Origin of the sequence: Streptomyces sp. NPDC018693, assembly GCF_044391385.1 — a bacterium.
GTDB lineage: Bacteria > Actinomycetota > Actinomycetes > Streptomycetales > Streptomycetaceae > Streptomyces.
On record NZ_JBIRZZ010000014.1, the window covers coordinates 143868 to 159563 of the forward strand.

The window sequence follows — 15696 nt, forward strand, 5'->3', positions numbered from 1 at the left end:
AGCGAAGGGCGCCGAGGTATCCGGCGCCCGTTTCGCGTGTTCCACCCCTATGTATCCAGGAAGAAGCAGCCACCGTGTCTGACCAGAACCTGAACGACGCCATCGAGCCGGAAGAGTCGGTGGACGACGAGCTCGACATCGTCGAGGGCGCGGACGAGGACCTGGACGAGTTCGAGGCTGCCGACGCCGACGCGGACGAGCCCACCGAGGAAGCCGCCGAGGACGAGTCCGCCGCCGACGAGGAAGAAGCCGAGGACGGCGAGGAAGAGACCGAGGCCGAGGCCGCCGAGCCTGCCGAGCCGGTCGACCCCGTCGCGGCCCTGCGTGAGGAACTGCGCACCCTGCCCGGCGAGTGGTACGTCATCCACACCTACGCCGGCTACGAGAACCGCGTGAAGACCAACCTGGAGCAGCGCGCCGTCTCGCTGAACGTCGAGGACTACATCTTCCAGGCCGAGGTGCCGCAGGAAGAGGTCGTCCAGATCAAGAACGGCGACCGCAAGACGATCAAGCAGAACAAGCTGCCCGGCTACGTCCTCGTCCGCATGGACCTGACGAACGAGTCCTGGGGTGTCGTCCGCAACACGCCCGGCGTCACCGGCTTCGTGGGCAACGCCTACGACCCGTACCCGCTGACCCTGGACGAGATCGTCAAGATGCTCGCCCCGGAGGCCGAGGAGAAGGCGGCCCGCGAGGCGGCCGAGGCCGAGGGCAAGCCGGCTCCGCAGCGCAAGGTCGAGGTCCAGGTGCTGGACTTCGAGGTCGGCGACTCGGTCACCGTCACGGACGGTCCGTTCGCCACGCTGCAGGCCACGATCAACGAGATCAACGCCGACTCGAAGAAGGTCAAGGGTCTGGTGGAGATCTTCGGGCGTGAGACGCCGGTCGAGCTGTCGTTCGATCAGATCCAGAAGAACTGACGCCTTCGGCGACTGAAGCCACCGGACGGGTCAGACGGGCTCACAGCCTGTCTGACCTGCTCGGTTTTTGGCCGCGCAGACCTACCCGTTAAGGTTGTGCGGTTGCCTTCGGGCACTACGAAATCGACAGAGAAACGGGAGAGGACCCGAAATGCCTCCCAAGAAGAAGAAGGTCACGGGGCTCATCAAGCTCCAGATCCAGGCCGGTGCCGCCAACCCGGCCCCGCCGGTCGGCCCCGCGCTGGGTCAGCACGGCGTGAACATCATGGAGTTCTGCAAGGCTTACAACGCCGCGACCGAGTCGCAGCGTGGGTGGGTCATCCCGGTGGAGATCACGGTCTACGAGGACCGCTCCTTCACCTTCATCACCAAGACGCCGCCGGCCGCCAAGATGATCCTCAAGGCCGCGGGCGTGGAGAAGGGCTCCGGCGAGCCGCACAAGACCAAGGTCGCCAAGATCACCGAGGCGCAGGTCCGCGAGATCGCCACCACCAAGATGCCCGACCTCAACGCCAACGACCTGGACGCCGCCGCGAAGATCATCGCCGGCACCGCCCGTTCCATGGGCATCACGGTCGAGGGCTGACCCCACCTTTCCAGCAGCAGAAGTGGCAGGGCCTGCTCGGCCCGGACCACGACTCCTAGAACACACAGGAGCAGTAGTGAGCAAGCGCAGCAAGTCTCTCCGCGCTGCGGACGCCAAGGTCGACCGGGACAAGCTCTACGCCCCGCTCGAGGCCGTCCGTCTCGCCAAGGAGACCTCCACGACCAAGTTCGACGGCACCGTCGAGGTCGCCTTCCGCCTGGGTGTCGACCCGCGCAAGGCCGACCAGATGGTCCGTGGCACCGTGAACCTTCCGCACGGCACCGGTAAGACCGCCCGGGTCCTGGTCTTCGCGACCGGTGACCGTGCCGAGGCCGCGCGTGCCGCGGGCGCCGACATCGTCGGCGCCGACGAACTGATCGACGAGGTGTCGAAGGGCCGTCTGGACTTCGACGCCGTCGTCGCCACCCCGGACCTCATGGGCAAGGTCGGCCGCCTCGGCCGCGTCCTCGGCCCGCGTGGTCTGATGCCGAACCCGAAGACCGGCACCGTCACCCCCGACGTCGCCAAGGCCGTCACCGACATCAAGGGCGGCAAGATCGAGTTCCGCGTCGACAAGCACTCGAACCTGCACTTCATCATCGGCAAGGTGTCCTTCGACGACACCAAGCTGGTGGAGAACTACGGCGCCGCGCTGGAGGAGATCCTCCGTCTGAAGCCGTCCGCCGCCAAGGGCCGCTACATCAAGAAGGCCGCCATCTCCACCACCATGGGCCCCGGCATCCAGCTGGACCCCAACCGCACCCGTAACCTCCTCGTCGAGGAGGACCCGGCGGCGGTCTGAGACCCCGGCCGGTAGGACGGGCCCCGCACCTTTCGAGGTGCGGGGCCCGTTCCGTTTTCCCGGCCGGGCGGCCGTCCTGGGTTAGCGTGCGTCCAGGAACCGACGTATGGGGGTGGACGTATGCGGGGGGCGAGGGCGCGCCGTACGGCCGTATCGATCGTGCTGACGGCGGTGGCGGTGACCACGGTGACCACCGGGTGCACCTCCGACGAGGGGGCGCCCGAGCCCACGCACTCGCCGGCGCCGGCCACCCTCGCCCGGCTGAGGGCCGCCGAGCAGGCCACCGAGCGGGCCGCCTCGGCCAAGGTGCGCTCCACGACCGTCATGGGCGGCGAGCTGGCCCTGACCGCCGACGGCGCGCTGCGCTGGCGCGACGGCCTCACCGGGACGCTCACCATCACGTACACCGGCGGCAGGACCGCCGAGACGATGCGCGGGCTCGGCGTCACCTCGATGGAGGCGCGGTACCTGCCCGACGCCTACTACGCGCACATGGGCGAGGAGTTCGCCCGGAAGGCCGGCGGCAAGCCCTGGATCCGCTACGCCTACGACGACCTCGACGCACTCGGTGGCGGCACCGACTTCGACGACCAGATGCGCAACACCACGCCCAGCCAGTCGGTGCGGCTGCTGCTGGACGCGGACGATCTGCGCGGCGCCGGGCAGGAGACGGTCGACGGGCGGCGCACGACGCACTACACCGGCACGGTCGATGTGACGGATGTCTCCGACGCGGAACTCCGAGGCCAGCTGCAGCGGGCCGGGATGACCGGCGGGACCATCGATATCTGGCTTGACGAGCAGAATCTGGTGGTCAAGAAGGTGGAAAGAGGCCACACTGCTACGGGCGCGTACACCCAGACCGCGTCCTACAGCGACTACGGAACCGACGTGGTCGTCGCTGCGCCGCCGTCGGGGGAGACGGCGGACTTCACGCAGCTGACGCCGAAGGCGTGAAACCTGGGGCCGGACACACGGACACAGCGGGGGGAACCCACATGAACAGAGGAACCAGGATCGGCGCGGCGGCAGGAACGGTACTGCTGCTCACCGGCGCGGTGGCGTGCGGCAGCGAGAACGCCGGCGGGGTCAAGCCCGTACAGCGGACCGCCGCGCAGGCGCTGACGGCGGCCTTCGAGAAGACCAGCGACGCCAAGTCCGCCAAGATCTCCATGACGGTGTCCATGCCGGCCGGCATGGAGGACGGCGGCGACATGACCATGACCGGCGTGATGGGGTGGGACCCGTCGGTCATGGACGTCACGATGGAGGGCTCCGCCCTGGCGAGCGAGCCGGGCGGCCCGGAGAAGATGCGCATGATCATGCGCGACAACGTGATGTACATGGACATGGGCGAGGCCGCCGCCAAGGAACTGGACATGGACGGCAAGCACTGGCTGAAGATGGACTTCGGCGCCATGGCGAAGGAGGCCGGCGACGCGGACCTCGCCAAGGCGATGAGCGGTGGCCTGACCGACATGAACCAGGACCCCGCCAAGCAGCTCGCCCTGCTGCTGGAGTCGCCCAACCTCAAGCACGTCGGCAGCGAGAAGATCGACGGCGTGGAGGCCGACCACTACAAGGGCACGCTCTCCGTCAAGGAGATGATGGCGGCCAACAAGTCCCTCGACGTGCTCGACGCCGACGACCGCAAGGATCTCCTCGACACCATCGAGAAGTCCGGCATCAAGGGCTACGACACCGAGGTCTGGGTCAACAAGGACGATCTGCCGGTGCGGATGGACGTCGGTATGGAAACCCCCGAGGGCACCATCACGGCGAGCATGAAGTTCTCCGACTACGGGACGAAGGCAGAGGTCTACGTCCCGCCGACTGAGGAGACCGTCGACTTCATGGACATGATGAAGGAGATGGGGGAGGCCATGGGCGAGGAGGAGTTCAGCGAGGAGGACCTCGGCGAGGACGCCGATTTGCTTGACGGCGAGCCTGTCCTTTAATCTCCTACAGAAGCCAAAGACCGCTGGTCGTTGCCGCGTGCTCGGATGGGTGCGCGGTGGCCGAAGGATCCGCTGAAAAGTGGGCGACCCGCGCAGGTGACAGTGGAAGAGCTCCCGGAGTGCACGCCCTGGCGTGTGTACGGCCGGTCGAGTCCGCCCCGTGCGCCTGCGCCGGGGCGTTTCGTTTTCCCCAGTCCTCCTTCGGGTCCGCGCGGTCCGAATCACCCGGAAGGAGGCCGAGGCTCTATGGCGAGGCCCGACAAGGCTGCCGCGGTTGCCGAGCTGACGGACAAGTTCCGTAGCTCCAACGCCGCCGTGCTGACCGAGTACCGCGGTCTCACCGTGGCGCAGCTCAAGACGCTGCGCCGGTCGCTCGGTGAGAACGCCCAGTACGCCGTGGTGAAGAACACGCTGACCAAGATTGCGGCCAACGAGGCCGGGATCACGCTGGACGACCAGCTCTTCGCTGGTCCGACGGCCGTCGCCTTCGTCACCGGTGACCCGGTGGAGTCGGCGAAGGGTCTCCGTGACTTCGCCAAGGAAAACCCGAATCTCGTCATCAAGGGCGGTGTCCTTGACGGCAAGGCGCTGTCCGCCGACGAGATCAAGAAGCTTGCGGACCTCGAGTCCCGCGAGGTTCTGCTGTCCAAGCTGGCCGGTGCCCTCAAGGGGAAGCAGTCCCAGGCTGCCTCCGTCTTCCAGGCGCTGCCGTCGAAGCTCGTCCGCACCGTGGACGCGCTGCGCGCCAAGCAGGACGAGCAGGGCGGTGCCGAGTAATTCGGCTCGCATCATGATCGCTGCCCTCGGGTGGCGGTCGTAGCGGGCCAACGTACGCCCGCCAGTCATGTACATCCGGCACCAGCCGAATTAGTGGAAGGAAAGCCACCGTGGCTCTCACCCAGGAAGAACTGCTCGCCGAGTTCGAGAACATGACCCTCATCCAGCTTTCCGAGTTCGTGAAGGCGTTCGAGGAGAAGTTCGACGTCACCGCCGCCGCTGCCGCCCCGGTCATGATGGCCGGCGCCCCGGGCGCCCCGGCCGCCGAGGCCGTCGAGGAGAAGGACGAGTTCGACGTCATCCTCACCGGTGCCGGCGAGAAGAAGATCCAGGTCATCAAGGTCGTCCGTGAGCTGACCTCCCTCGGCCTGAAGGAGGCCAAGGACCTGGTCGACGGTACGCCGAAGCCGGTTCTGGAGAAGGTCAACAAGGAGGCCGCGGACAAGGCCGCCGAGGCCCTCAAGGGCGCCGGCGCGTCCGTCGAGGTCAAGTAAGACCTTCGCGACCGCCTGTGACGGCCCCGTAGGGCTGTAACGCGAACGCACCGAAGAGCGATCATCCATCTGGGTGGTCGCTCTTCGGCGTTCCTGGGGGCGCGGCCACGGTTGCCTTGCGCCCCGGTTCCCGGGGGGTATGGTGATCTTCGTCGTGTCTCCGGGTGTCCCCGGATCTCCCTGGTCGGGGCCGGGGGGCCTTGACGAACCGCACGCAGCGCGCAATTCTCAGGACGCGTCGTCACAACGGTCCGAATCCGAGGCATGGATCGACGGCGAAGAGGGCAGTATCAACGTGCGTTGAGGGCAGTGCCTTGTCGCAGATGTTGAGAACACGAGGGCCGATGAGGGTCTCGAAAACCCGCACTGGACATCAGTGTGCCAAGTGGCTACACTGACCCTTTGCGCTGCCTGTTAGCTGTCCCCTGCCCGTCACCAGGGGTCTGCCCTCGCCTCAGCATCGACGATGGAAACAATCCTGACCTGGGATTTCTGTCGCTATTGGTGGGTGAGGGGCCGGGGAGCGCGTAGTGAGTCCGAGCCCTCGGAAGGACCCCCTCTTGGCCGCCTCGCGCACTGCCTCGAACGCGAATATGAACAACGGCGCCAGCACCGCCCCGCTGCGCATCTCCTTTGCAAAGATCAAGGAGCCCCTTGAGGTTCCGAACCTGCTCGCGCTGCAGACCGAGAGCTTCGACTGGCTGCTCGGCAACACCGCCTGGCAGAGTCGGGTCGAGGCGGCTCTGGAGTCCGGTCAGGACGTCCCCACCAAGTCCGGCCTCGAGGAGATCTTCGAGGAGATCTCCCCGATCGAGGACTTCTCCGGGTCGATGTCGCTGACATTCCGCGACCACCGCTTCGAGCCCCCGAAGAACTCGATCGACGAGTGCAAGGAGCGCGACTTCACGTACGCCGCGCCGCTCTTCGTCACGGCCGAGTTCACCAACAACGAGACCGGCGAGATCAAGTCCCAGACGGTCTTCATGGGCGACTTCCCGCTCATGACCAACAAGGGCACCTTCGTCATCAACGGCACCGAGCGTGTCGTGGTGTCGCAGCTGGTCCGCTCGCCCGGTGTCTACTTCGACTCCAGCATCGACAAGACGTCGGACAAGGACATCTTCTCCGCCAAGATCATCCCGTCCCGGGGTGCCTGGCTGGAGATGGAGATCGACAAGCGCGACATGGTCGGTGTCCGTATCGACCGCAAGCGCAAGCAGTCCGTCACCGTCCTGCTGAAGGCGCTCGGCTGGACGACCGAGCAGATCCTCGAGGAGTTCGGCGAGTACGAGTCCATGCGCGCCACCCTGGAGAAGGACCACACCCAGGGCCAGGACGACGCGCTGCTCGACATCTACCGCAAGCTGCGTCCGGGCGAGCCCCCCACGCGTGAGGCCGCGCAGACGCTGCTGGAGAACCTGTACTTCAACCCCAAGCGCTACGACCTCGCCAAGGTCGGCCGCTACAAGGTCAACAAGAAGCTGGGCGCGGACGCGCCGCTGGACGCCGGCATCCTGACCGTCGAGGACATCATCTCGACGATCAAGTACCTGGTGAAGCTGCACGCGGGCGAGACCGAGACGGTCGGCGACAACGGCACCTCGATCGTGGTCGAGACCGACGACATCGACCACTTCGGCAACCGTCGTCTGCGCAGCGTCGGCGAGCTCATCCAGAACCAGGTCCGTACGGGTCTGGCGCGTATGGAGCGTGTCGTCCGCGAGCGGATGACGACCCAGGACGTCGAGGCGATCACGCCGCAGACCCTGATCAACATCCGGCCGGTCGTCGCCTCCATCAAGGAGTTCTTCGGCACCAGCCAGCTGTCCCAGTTCATGGACCAGAACAACCCGCTGTCCGGGCTGACGCACAAGCGTCGTCTGTCCGCGCTCGGCCCGGGTGGTCTGTCCCGTGAGCGGGCCGGCTTCGAGGTCCGTGACGTGCACCCCTCGCACTACGGCCGCATGTGCCCGATCGAGACCCCCGAAGGCCCGAACATCGGTCTGATCGGCTCGCTCGCCACCTACGGCCGGGTCAACGCGTTCGGTTTCGTCGAGACCCCGTACCGCAAGGTCGACGAGAACGGTGTCGTCACCGAAGAGGTGCACTACCTGACCGCCGACGAAGAGGACCGCTTCGTCATCGCGCAGGCCAACGCGCCGCTGACGGACGACCTCCGCTTCGAGGAGGCCCGCGTCCTGGTCCGCCGCCGTGGCGGCGAGGTCGACTACGTCGCCCCCGAGGACGTGGACTACATGGACGTCTCGCCGCGCCAGATGGTGTCGGTCGCGACCGCCATGATCCCCTTCCTGGAGCACGACGACGCCAACCGTGCCCTCATGGGCGCGAACATGATGCGTCAGGCCGTGCCCCTGATCAAGTCCGAGTCCCCGCTCGTCGGCACCGGCATGGAGTACCGCTCCGCCGTCGACGCCGGCGACGTCGTCAAGGCCGAGAAGGCCGGTGTGGTCCAGGAGGTCTCCGCGGACTACATCACCACCGCCAACGACGACGGCACGTACATCACGTACCGCCTGGCCAAGTTCGCCCGCTCCAACCAGGGCACCTCGGTCAACCAGAAGGTCATCGTCAACGAGGGCGACCGGATCATCGAGGGCCAGGTCCTCGCCGACGGTCCGGCCACCCAGAACGGCGAGATGGCCCTCGGCAAGAACCTGCTCGTGGCGTTCATGCCGTGGGAGGGTCACAACTACGAGGACGCGATCATCCTGTCGCAGCGCCTCGTGCAGGACGACGTCCTCTCCTCGATCCACATCGAGGAGCACGAGGTCGACGCCCGTGACACCAAGCTCGGCCCCGAGGAGATCACCCGGGACATCCCGAACGTCTCCGAGGAGGTCCTCGCCGACCTCGACGAGCGCGGCATCATCCGCATCGGTGCCGAGGTCATCGCCGGTGACATCCTCGTCGGCAAGGTCACCCCGAAGGGTGAGACCGAGCTGACCCCCGAGGAGCGCCTGCTCCGCGCGATCTTCGGTGAGAAGGCCCGTGAGGTCCGTGACACCTCGCTGAAGGTGCCGCACGGTGAGACCGGCAAGGTCATCGGCGTCCGCGTCTTCGACCGCGAGGAGGGCGACGAGCTTCCCCCCGGTGTCAACCAGCTGGTGCGCGTCTACGTCGCGCAGAAGCGCAAGATCACCGACGGTGACAAGCTCGCCGGCCGTCACGGCAACAAGGGTGTCATCTCCAAGATCCTGCCCATCGAGGACATGCCGTTCCTCGAGGACGGGACCCCGGTCGACATCATCCTCAACCCGCTGGGTGTGCCGTCCCGAATGAACCCGGGACAGGTCCTGGAGATCCACCTCGGCTGGCTCGCCAGCCGCGGCTGGGACGTCTCCGGCCTCGCGGACGACTGGGCGCAGCGCCTGCAGGCCATCGGCGCCGACTCGGTCCAGCCGGGCACCAACGTCGCCACCCCGGTCTTCGACGGTGCGCGTGAGGACGAGCTCGCGGGTCTGCTGCAGCACACCATCCCGAACCGCGACGGCGAGCGCATGGTGCTCCCGTCCGGCAAGGCGCGGCTGTTCGACGGCCGTAGCGGTGAGCCGTTCCCGGACCCGATCTCGGTCGGCTACATGTACATCCTGAAGCTGCACCACCTGGTCGACGACAAGCTGCACGCCCGTTCGACCGGCCCGTACTCGATGATCACCCAGCAGCCGCTGGGTGGTAAGGCCCAGTTCGGTGGCCAGCGCTTCGGTGAGATGGAGGTGTGGGCGCTGGAGGCGTACGGCGCCGCGTACGCCCTCCAGGAGCTGCTGACCATCAAGTCCGACGACGTCACCGGCCGCGTGAAGGTCTACGAGGCCATCGTCAAGGGCGAGAACATCCCCGAGCCCGGCATCCCCGAGTCCTTCAAGGTGCTCATCAAGGAGATGCAGTCGCTCTGCCTGAATGTGGAGGTGCTGTCCAGCGACGGTATGTCCATCGAGATGCGTGACACCGACGAGGACGTCTTCCGCGCTGCGGAGGAGCTCGGCATCGACCTGTCCCGGCGTGAGCCGAGCAGCGTCGAAGAGGTCTGACGGGAGTCCGGCGGCCTTCATCCAGAAGGCCGCCGGCCCCAGGACCCCCGTTTCAGACCCCAAGACTTACGACCCTGAGAGGGATTGACGCATAGTGCTCGACGTCAACTTCTTCGACGAGCTCCGGATCGGCCTGGCCACCGCTGACGACATCCGTCAGTGGAGCCACGGTGAGGTCAAGAAGCCCGAGACCATCAACTACCGCACCCTCAAGCCCGAGAAGGACGGACTCTTCTGCGAGAAGATCTTCGGTCCGACCCGGGACTGGGAGTGCTACTGCGGCAAGTACAAGCGCGTCCGCTTCAAGGGCATCATCTGTGAGCGCTGTGGCGTCGAGGTCACCCGCGCCAAGGTGCGCCGTGAGCGGATGGGCCACATCGAGCTGGCCGCGCCCGTCACGCACATCTGGTACTTCAAGGGCGTCCCGAGCCGTCTGGGCTATCTGCTCGACCTCGCCCCGAAGGACCTGGAGAAGGTCATCTACTTCGCGGCGTACATGATCACGTACGTCGACGAGGAGCGCCGCACCCGCGACCTGCCCTCCCTGGAGGCGCATGTCTCCGTCGAGCGGCAGCAGATCGAGAACCGCCGGGACGCCGACCTGGAGGCCCGCGCCAAGAAGCTCGAGACCGACCTGGCCGAGCTGGAGGCCGAGGGCGCCAAGGCCGACGTGCGCCGCAAGGTCCGCGAGGGTGCCGAGCGTGAGATGAAGCAGCTGCGTGACCGTGCGCAGCGCGAGATCGACCGTCTCGACGAGGTGTGGACCCGCTTCAAGAACCTCAAGGTCCAGGACCTGGAGGGCGACGAGCTCCTCTACCGCGAGCTGCGGGACCGCTTCGGCACGTACTTCGACGGTTCGATGGGTGCCGCGGCGCTGCAGAAGCGCCTGGAGTCCTTCGACCTCGACGAGGAGGCCGAGAAGCTCCGCGAGATCATCCGCACCGGCAAGGGCCAGAAGAAGACCCGTGCGCTCAAGCGCCTGAAGGTCGTCTCCGCGTTCCTGCAGACCAGCAACAGCCCCAAGGGCATGGTGCTGGACTGCGTGCCGGTCATCCCGCCGGACCTGCGTCCCATGGTGCAGCTGGACGGTGGCCGCTTCGCGACCTCCGACCTGAACGACCTGTACCGCCGTGTCATCAACCGCAACAACCGTCTGAAGCGGCTTCTCGACCTCGGCGCGCCCGAGATCATCGTGAACAACGAGAAGCGCATGCTCCAGGAGGCCGTCGACGCGCTGTTCGACAACGGCCGCCGTGGCCGTCCGGTGACCGGTCCGGGCAACCGCCCGCTGAAGTCCCTCAGCGACATGCTGAAGGGCAAGCAGGGTCGCTTCCGTCAGAACCTGCTCGGCAAGCGTGTGGACTACTCCGCGCGTTCCGTGATCGTCGTCGGTCCGCAGCTGAAGCTGCACCAGTGCGGTCTGCCGAAGGCCATGGCGCTGGAGCTGTTCAAGCCGTTCGTGATGAAGCGGCTCGTCGACCTCAACCACGCCCAGAACATCAAGAGCGCGAAGAGGATGGTCGAGCGCGGCCGTACGGTCGTGTACGACGTCCTCGAAGAGGTCATCGCCGAGCACCCGGTGCTGCTGAACCGCGCGCCCACCCTGCACCGCCTCGGTATCCAGGCGTTCGAGCCGCAGCTGGTCGAGGGCAAGGCCATCCAGATCCACCCGCTCGTCTGCACCGCGTTCAACGCGGACTTCGACGGTGACCAGATGGCCGTGCACCTGCCGCTGTCCGCGGAGGCGCAGGCCGAGGCCCGCATCCTGATGCTGTCCTCGAACAACATCCTCAAGCCCGCCGACGGCCGTCCGGTGACGATGCCGACCCAGGACATGGTCCTCGGTCTGTTCTTCCTCACCACCGACGGTGAGATGCGGGACGTCAAGGGTGCGGAGCGCTCCTTCGCGTCCGTCGCCGAGGCGATCATGGCGTTCGACGCGGGTGAGCTCTCCCTGCAGTCGCCGGTCGACATCCGCTTCCCGGTGGGCACCATCCCGCCGCGTGGGTGGACGCCGCCTGTGCAGGAGGAGGGCGAGCCGGAGTGGCAGCAGGGTGACTCGTTCCGGCTGCGGACGACCCTGGGCCGTGCGCTCTTCAACGAGCTGCTGCCCGAGGACTACCCGTTCGTCGACTACGAGGTCGGCAAGAAGCAGCTCTCCGAGATCGTCAACGACCTCGCCGAGCGCTACCCGAAGGTCATCGTGGCGGCGACGCTCGACAACCTGAAGGCGGCCGGCTTCTACTGGGCCACCCGTTCCGGCGTGACCGTCGCCATCTCCGACGTCGTCGTCCCCGAGGCGAAGAAGGAGATCGTCCGCGGCTACGAGGCGCAGGACGAGAAGGTCCAGAAGCAGTACGAGCGCGGTCTGATCACCAAGGACGAGCGCACGCAGGAGCTCATCGCGATCTGGACCAAGGCGACCAACGAGGTCGCCGAGGCGATGAACGACAACTTCCCGAAGACCAACCCGATCTTCATGATGGTGAACTCGGGTGCACGAGGCAACATGATGCAGATGCGTCAGATCGCCGGTATGCGTGGTCTGGTGTCGAACGCGAAGAACGAGACGATCCCGCGTCCGATCAAGGCGTCGTTCCGTGAGGGTCTGTCCGTGCTGGAGTACTTCATCTCCACGCACGGTGCCCGTAAGGGTCTGGCGGACACCGCTCTGCGTACCGCCGACTCGGGTTACCTCACCCGTCGTCTGGTCGACGTCTCCCAGGACGTCATCATCCGCGAGGAGGACTGCGGCACCGACCGCGGTCTGCGTCTGGTCATCGCCGAGCGCGGCGCCGACGGCGTCCTGCGCAAGGCGGACGACGTGGAGACGTCCGTGTACGCGCGCTGCCTCGCCGAGGACATCGTCGTCGACGGCAGGGTGCTGGCCCCGGCCGGTACCGACCTCGGTGACGTGCTCATCGACGAGCTGGTCAAGCACGGCGTCTCGGAGGTCAAGACCCGCTCGGTCCTGACCTGTGAGTCCGCCGTCGGCACCTGCGCCATGTGCTACGGCCGTTCGCTGGCCACCGGCAAGCTGGTCGACATCGGTGAGGCGGTCGGCATCATCGCCGCCCAGTCCATCGGTGAGCCCGGTACCCAGCTGACGATGCGTACCTTCCACACCGGTGGTGTGGCCGGTGACGACATCACCCAGGGTCTGCCGCGTGTCGTCGAGCTCTTCGAGGCCCGTACCCCGAAGGGTGTCGCACCGATCTCCGAGGCGAGCGGCCGTGTTCGCATCGAGGAGACCGAGAAGACCAAGAAGATCGTCATCACGCCGGACGACGGCAGCGACGAGAGCGCGTACCCGATCTCGAAGCGCGCCCGTCTCCTAGTCAGCGAGGGCGAGCACGTCGAGGTGGGCCAGAAGCTCACCGTGGGTGCCACCAACCCGCACGACGTGCTGCGCATCCTGGGTCAGCGTGCCGTCCAGGTCCACCTGGTCGGCGAGGTCCAGAAGGTGTACAACTCGCAGGGTGTGTCGATCCACGACAAGCACATCGAGATCATCATCCGGCAGATGCTGCGCCGTGTGACGATCATCGAGTCCGGTGACGCCGAGCTGCTGCCCGGTGAGCTGGTCGAGCGCTCCCGCTTCGAGCAGGAGAACCGTCGTGTGGTCCAGGAGGGCGGTCACCCGGCCTCCGGTCGTCCGCAGCTCATGGGTATCACCAAGGCGTCGCTGGCCACCGAGTCCTGGCTGTCGGCGGCCTCCTTCCAGGAGACGACCAGGGTCCTCACGGACGCGGCGATCAACGCCAAGTCCGATTCCCTGATCGGCCTCAAGGAGAACGTCATCATCGGTAAGCTCATCCCGGCCGGTACGGGTCTGTCCCGCTACCGCAACATCCGGGTCGAGCCGACCGAGGAGGCGAAGGCCGCGATGTACTCGGCCGTCGGCTACGACGACATCGACTACTCGCCGTTCGGCACCGGCTCCGGCCAGGCCGTTCCGCTGGAGGACTACGACTACGGTCCGTACAACCAGTGAGTGGTTGAACTGAGTTGAAGGGCGGTCACCCCGTGCGACACGGGGTGACCGCCCTTCGGCGTTCAACGGTGTTCAGTCCGGTGCTCAGGTCCTCGGCGCCCGCAGGGTCCAGGTGCCGCCGCTGTCGACGCGGACGGCGCAGCGGTCCGTCACGGCGACGGTCAGCCGGGCCGTGCCGCGGCCCTCGGCGAGCACTTCGGCGGGGCGCAGGGAGCGGGTGAGCCGGCGCACGGTGAACGGTGAGTCGTCGTGGTGCTCGAACTCCAGTGCGCGCGGGCCGCTGCTCTTCAGTACGGTCTCCGTGCCGCGGCCGCGGATGCGTCCGCCGTTCGGCAGCCGTCGTACCTGGTCGATCGGGCGCAGCGCCAGCCGCCAGGAGCCCTGGGCGGTGACCTCGACGATCAGTGTGTCGGCGTCCTGCGGGGGCACGGTGACGTAGGCGCTGGTGGGGTCCGGGCCGCCGTTGAGCAGCAGCTGGCGGCGGGAGGGGTGGCCGGTGCGGGTGTGCACGAAGAAGTGTTGTGCCTCGTCCGTCTCGAACGCCAGCACGGCGGCGCTGCCCGCGGCGGGGCGGGGCAGGCGTATCTTCATCGAGCCCTGGCCGTGGTTCCAGGTGATGCCGGCGGTGGGGTGGTCGTCGCCGCCCAGCCGTCGCATTGCCGCGCCGCCGCGGGCCAGCAGCGCCGGCACCTCGGTGGGGGAGCTGTGCTTGGCCTGCTCGTAGGCGTCGAGTGCGGTGCGGTAGTCCGCGAGCTCCTCCGGGGCGGCGGTGGGGCCGGGGACGTAGGGGTGGGTGCGCAGCCGTTCGCCGTAGTGGGTGATGGCCCGCTCGGTCTCGGTGTCGGGCGGGGGTTCCGGTGCGGGGTCTGCCGCGGCGCGTGGCGCTCTGGTGAGGCGGAGGCCGGCCGCCATCGGCGGCAGGACCAGGGCCGTGTAGAGGGCGAGGCCGACGGCGCCGCCGTCGAGGGAGAGGCCGCCGACGACGGCGATCAGGGCGAGGAAGCCGATGTTGCCGATGAGCCAGCCGTGCAGCAGGGCCTTCGGTCGGCGTGGTGTGAGTGTGTGCCGCATGGAGCCACCCCCGTTCGGTGGTGCGGTTCGCTGCCGGGTTCCGGCAGCATGATCGTGCCGGAGCCGGTCAGCCGCGCGCGGCGCCGTGGAAGCGGAGCAGGGCCTTGGTGCCCACGGTGAGCAGCGCGGGCACGTCCTCGACGGGGGCCCGGCGGGCCAGGGCCAGGATGTCGAGGGCGAGCGCGTAGTCGTCGAGGGCGTGGCGCGGGACGTCCGGGTCGTCGGCGCGCGGGCCGTACTCGGTGAGGCAGTCGTCGTACTCGATGACGGCCAGGCGGACGTCGACGCCGAGCGGGTCCAGGCGTCCGGTCAGTGTGTTCGGGTCGTGTGACATGGCGGGCCCCCCGGTCCTCGTCCTTGAATCCCCGTACGTACGGCCGGTGACCGGCCGTCAGGAGCCATGGTGCGGGACCGGGGGGTGGGCGGACAGGGGCTGCTGTCGGCTGTTTCCCGGGGGTGGAACTTGCCGGGGTCCGGCAGTTTTTGAGTCAGCGGACCGCCAGTTCCCAGACGGCGACCGCCGCCGTGGACACCGCGGCCAGGGCGGCGATGCTGGCGAGGGGCCAGCGGGAGCGTTCCAGGGCGTCCAGGCGCTGCTCGTGGTCGGCGAGCTGTTTGTCGGTCTGGTCGCTGCGCTGCACCAGCAGGGCGAGGGAGCCGTCGACGCGGGCGAAGCCGGCCTCCACCGTGCCGCGCAGACGCTCCAGTTCCACGGCGACGGCGGTGGGGTCGGAGAGCGGGTGGGGTTCGTTCACGCGGCCCTCCGTTCCGGGGGTGTCGTATCGGTGCTGCGGGTGCTTGTGGGGATTTCGGTGCTCTCGGTGTTCTCGGTGCGCAGCCAGGAAGGGAGCAGCGCCTGGACGCCGGGGACGGCCATCACCCGGGTGACGGCCGCGGCGGCGGCCAGGGCGGCGGCCGCCCAGGGGAGCGTCTCGGGGATGCCGGCGGCGTCGACGACCGTCGGCAGCAGGACGCACAGGCCGACAGCGGTCTGGACTACGGTGCGGAGGGTTCGCTTGGCGGCCTCGGACACGGGGACCTCGCT

The 15696-nt window shown here is 67.6% G+C and carries 13 protein-coding genes; 9 read left to right on the forward strand and 4 right to left on the reverse strand.

All coding sequences use genetic code 11. The annotated features are described in order from the left end of the window. The first annotated feature begins 74 nt into the window (after positions 1-74). The 9 genes from nusG (at position 75) to ACH5AC_RS30205 (ending at position 13580) form a co-directional block, all read left to right on the forward strand. Complete coding sequence (gene nusG, locus ACH5AC_RS30165) at positions 75-920, forward strand: transcription termination/antitermination protein NusG (RefSeq protein WP_398865371.1); 846 nt, start codon at positions 75-77, stop codon at positions 918-920. A 151-nt stretch (positions 921-1071) separates the two neighbouring features. Further along, positions 1072-1506 (forward strand): 50S ribosomal protein L11, encoded by a 435-nt coding sequence (gene rplK, locus ACH5AC_RS30170; RefSeq protein ID WP_028805116.1) that lies wholly within the window; start codon positions 1072-1074, stop codon positions 1504-1506. Positions 1507-1582: 76 nt separating this feature from the next. Further along, positions 1583-2308: a 50S ribosomal protein L1 gene (rplA, locus tag ACH5AC_RS30175; RefSeq protein ID WP_398865372.1), complete on the forward strand. Its 726-nt coding sequence runs from the start codon at positions 1583-1585 to the stop codon at positions 2306-2308. A gap of 120 nt (positions 2309-2428) precedes the next feature. Further along, positions 2429-3265 carry a hypothetical protein gene (locus ACH5AC_RS30180; protein WP_398865373.1) on the forward strand — a complete coding sequence of 279 codons (837 nt, stop codon included), beginning with the start codon at positions 2429-2431 and terminating at the stop codon, positions 3263-3265. A gap of 41 nt (positions 3266-3306) precedes the next feature. Continuing rightward, on the forward strand, positions 3307-4266 hold the full coding sequence (locus ACH5AC_RS30185; RefSeq protein ID WP_398865374.1) for a hypothetical protein: 960 nt from the start codon (positions 3307-3309) through the stop codon (positions 4264-4266). 246 nt (positions 4267-4512) lie between these two features. After that, positions 4513-5043: a 50S ribosomal protein L10 gene (gene rplJ / locus ACH5AC_RS30190; protein WP_086734025.1), complete on the forward strand. Its 531-nt coding sequence runs from the start codon at positions 4513-4515 to the stop codon at positions 5041-5043. A gap of 110 nt (positions 5044-5153) precedes the next feature. Next, entirely contained in the window at positions 5154-5537 is a 384-nt protein-coding gene (rplL, locus tag ACH5AC_RS30195; RefSeq protein ID WP_398865376.1) for a 50S ribosomal protein L7/L12, read from the forward strand. 560 nt (positions 5538-6097) lie between these two features. Next, the gene (gene rpoB / locus ACH5AC_RS30200) at positions 6098-9586 is read left to right on the forward strand and encodes a DNA-directed RNA polymerase subunit beta (RefSeq protein WP_398865377.1); all 3489 of its coding nucleotides are present in this window, start codon (positions 6098-6100) and stop codon (positions 9584-9586) included. Between the two features lie 94 nt (positions 9587-9680). Then, positions 9681-13580 (forward strand): DNA-directed RNA polymerase subunit beta', encoded by a 3900-nt coding sequence (locus ACH5AC_RS30205; RefSeq protein WP_398865378.1) that lies wholly within the window; start codon positions 9681-9683, stop codon positions 13578-13580. Between the two features lie 84 nt (positions 13581-13664). On the opposite strand, the gene ACH5AC_RS30210 is transcribed toward ACH5AC_RS30205, so the two are convergent. From ACH5AC_RS30210 to ACH5AC_RS30225, 4 genes are all read right to left on the reverse strand, one after another. Continuing rightward, positions 13665-14651 carry a hypothetical protein gene (locus tag ACH5AC_RS30210; protein ID WP_398865379.1) on the reverse strand — a complete coding sequence of 329 codons (987 nt, stop codon included), beginning with the start codon at positions 14649-14651 and terminating at the stop codon, positions 13665-13667. Positions 14652-14718: 67 nt separating this feature from the next. Then, positions 14719-14985 (reverse strand): hypothetical protein, encoded by a 267-nt coding sequence (locus ACH5AC_RS30215; protein WP_398865380.1) that lies wholly within the window; start codon positions 14983-14985, stop codon positions 14719-14721. 154 nt (positions 14986-15139) lie between these two features. After that, positions 15140-15406, reverse strand: a complete 267-nt coding sequence (locus ACH5AC_RS30220; protein ID WP_398865381.1) for a hypothetical protein — start codon at positions 15404-15406, stop codon at positions 15140-15142. Continuing rightward, complete coding sequence (locus ACH5AC_RS30225; RefSeq protein WP_398865382.1) at positions 15403-15684, reverse strand: hypothetical protein; 282 nt, start codon at positions 15682-15684, stop codon at positions 15403-15405. The genes ACH5AC_RS30220 and ACH5AC_RS30225 overlap by 4 nt, the downstream gene beginning before the upstream one ends. Positions 15685-15696 lie beyond the last annotated feature (12 nt).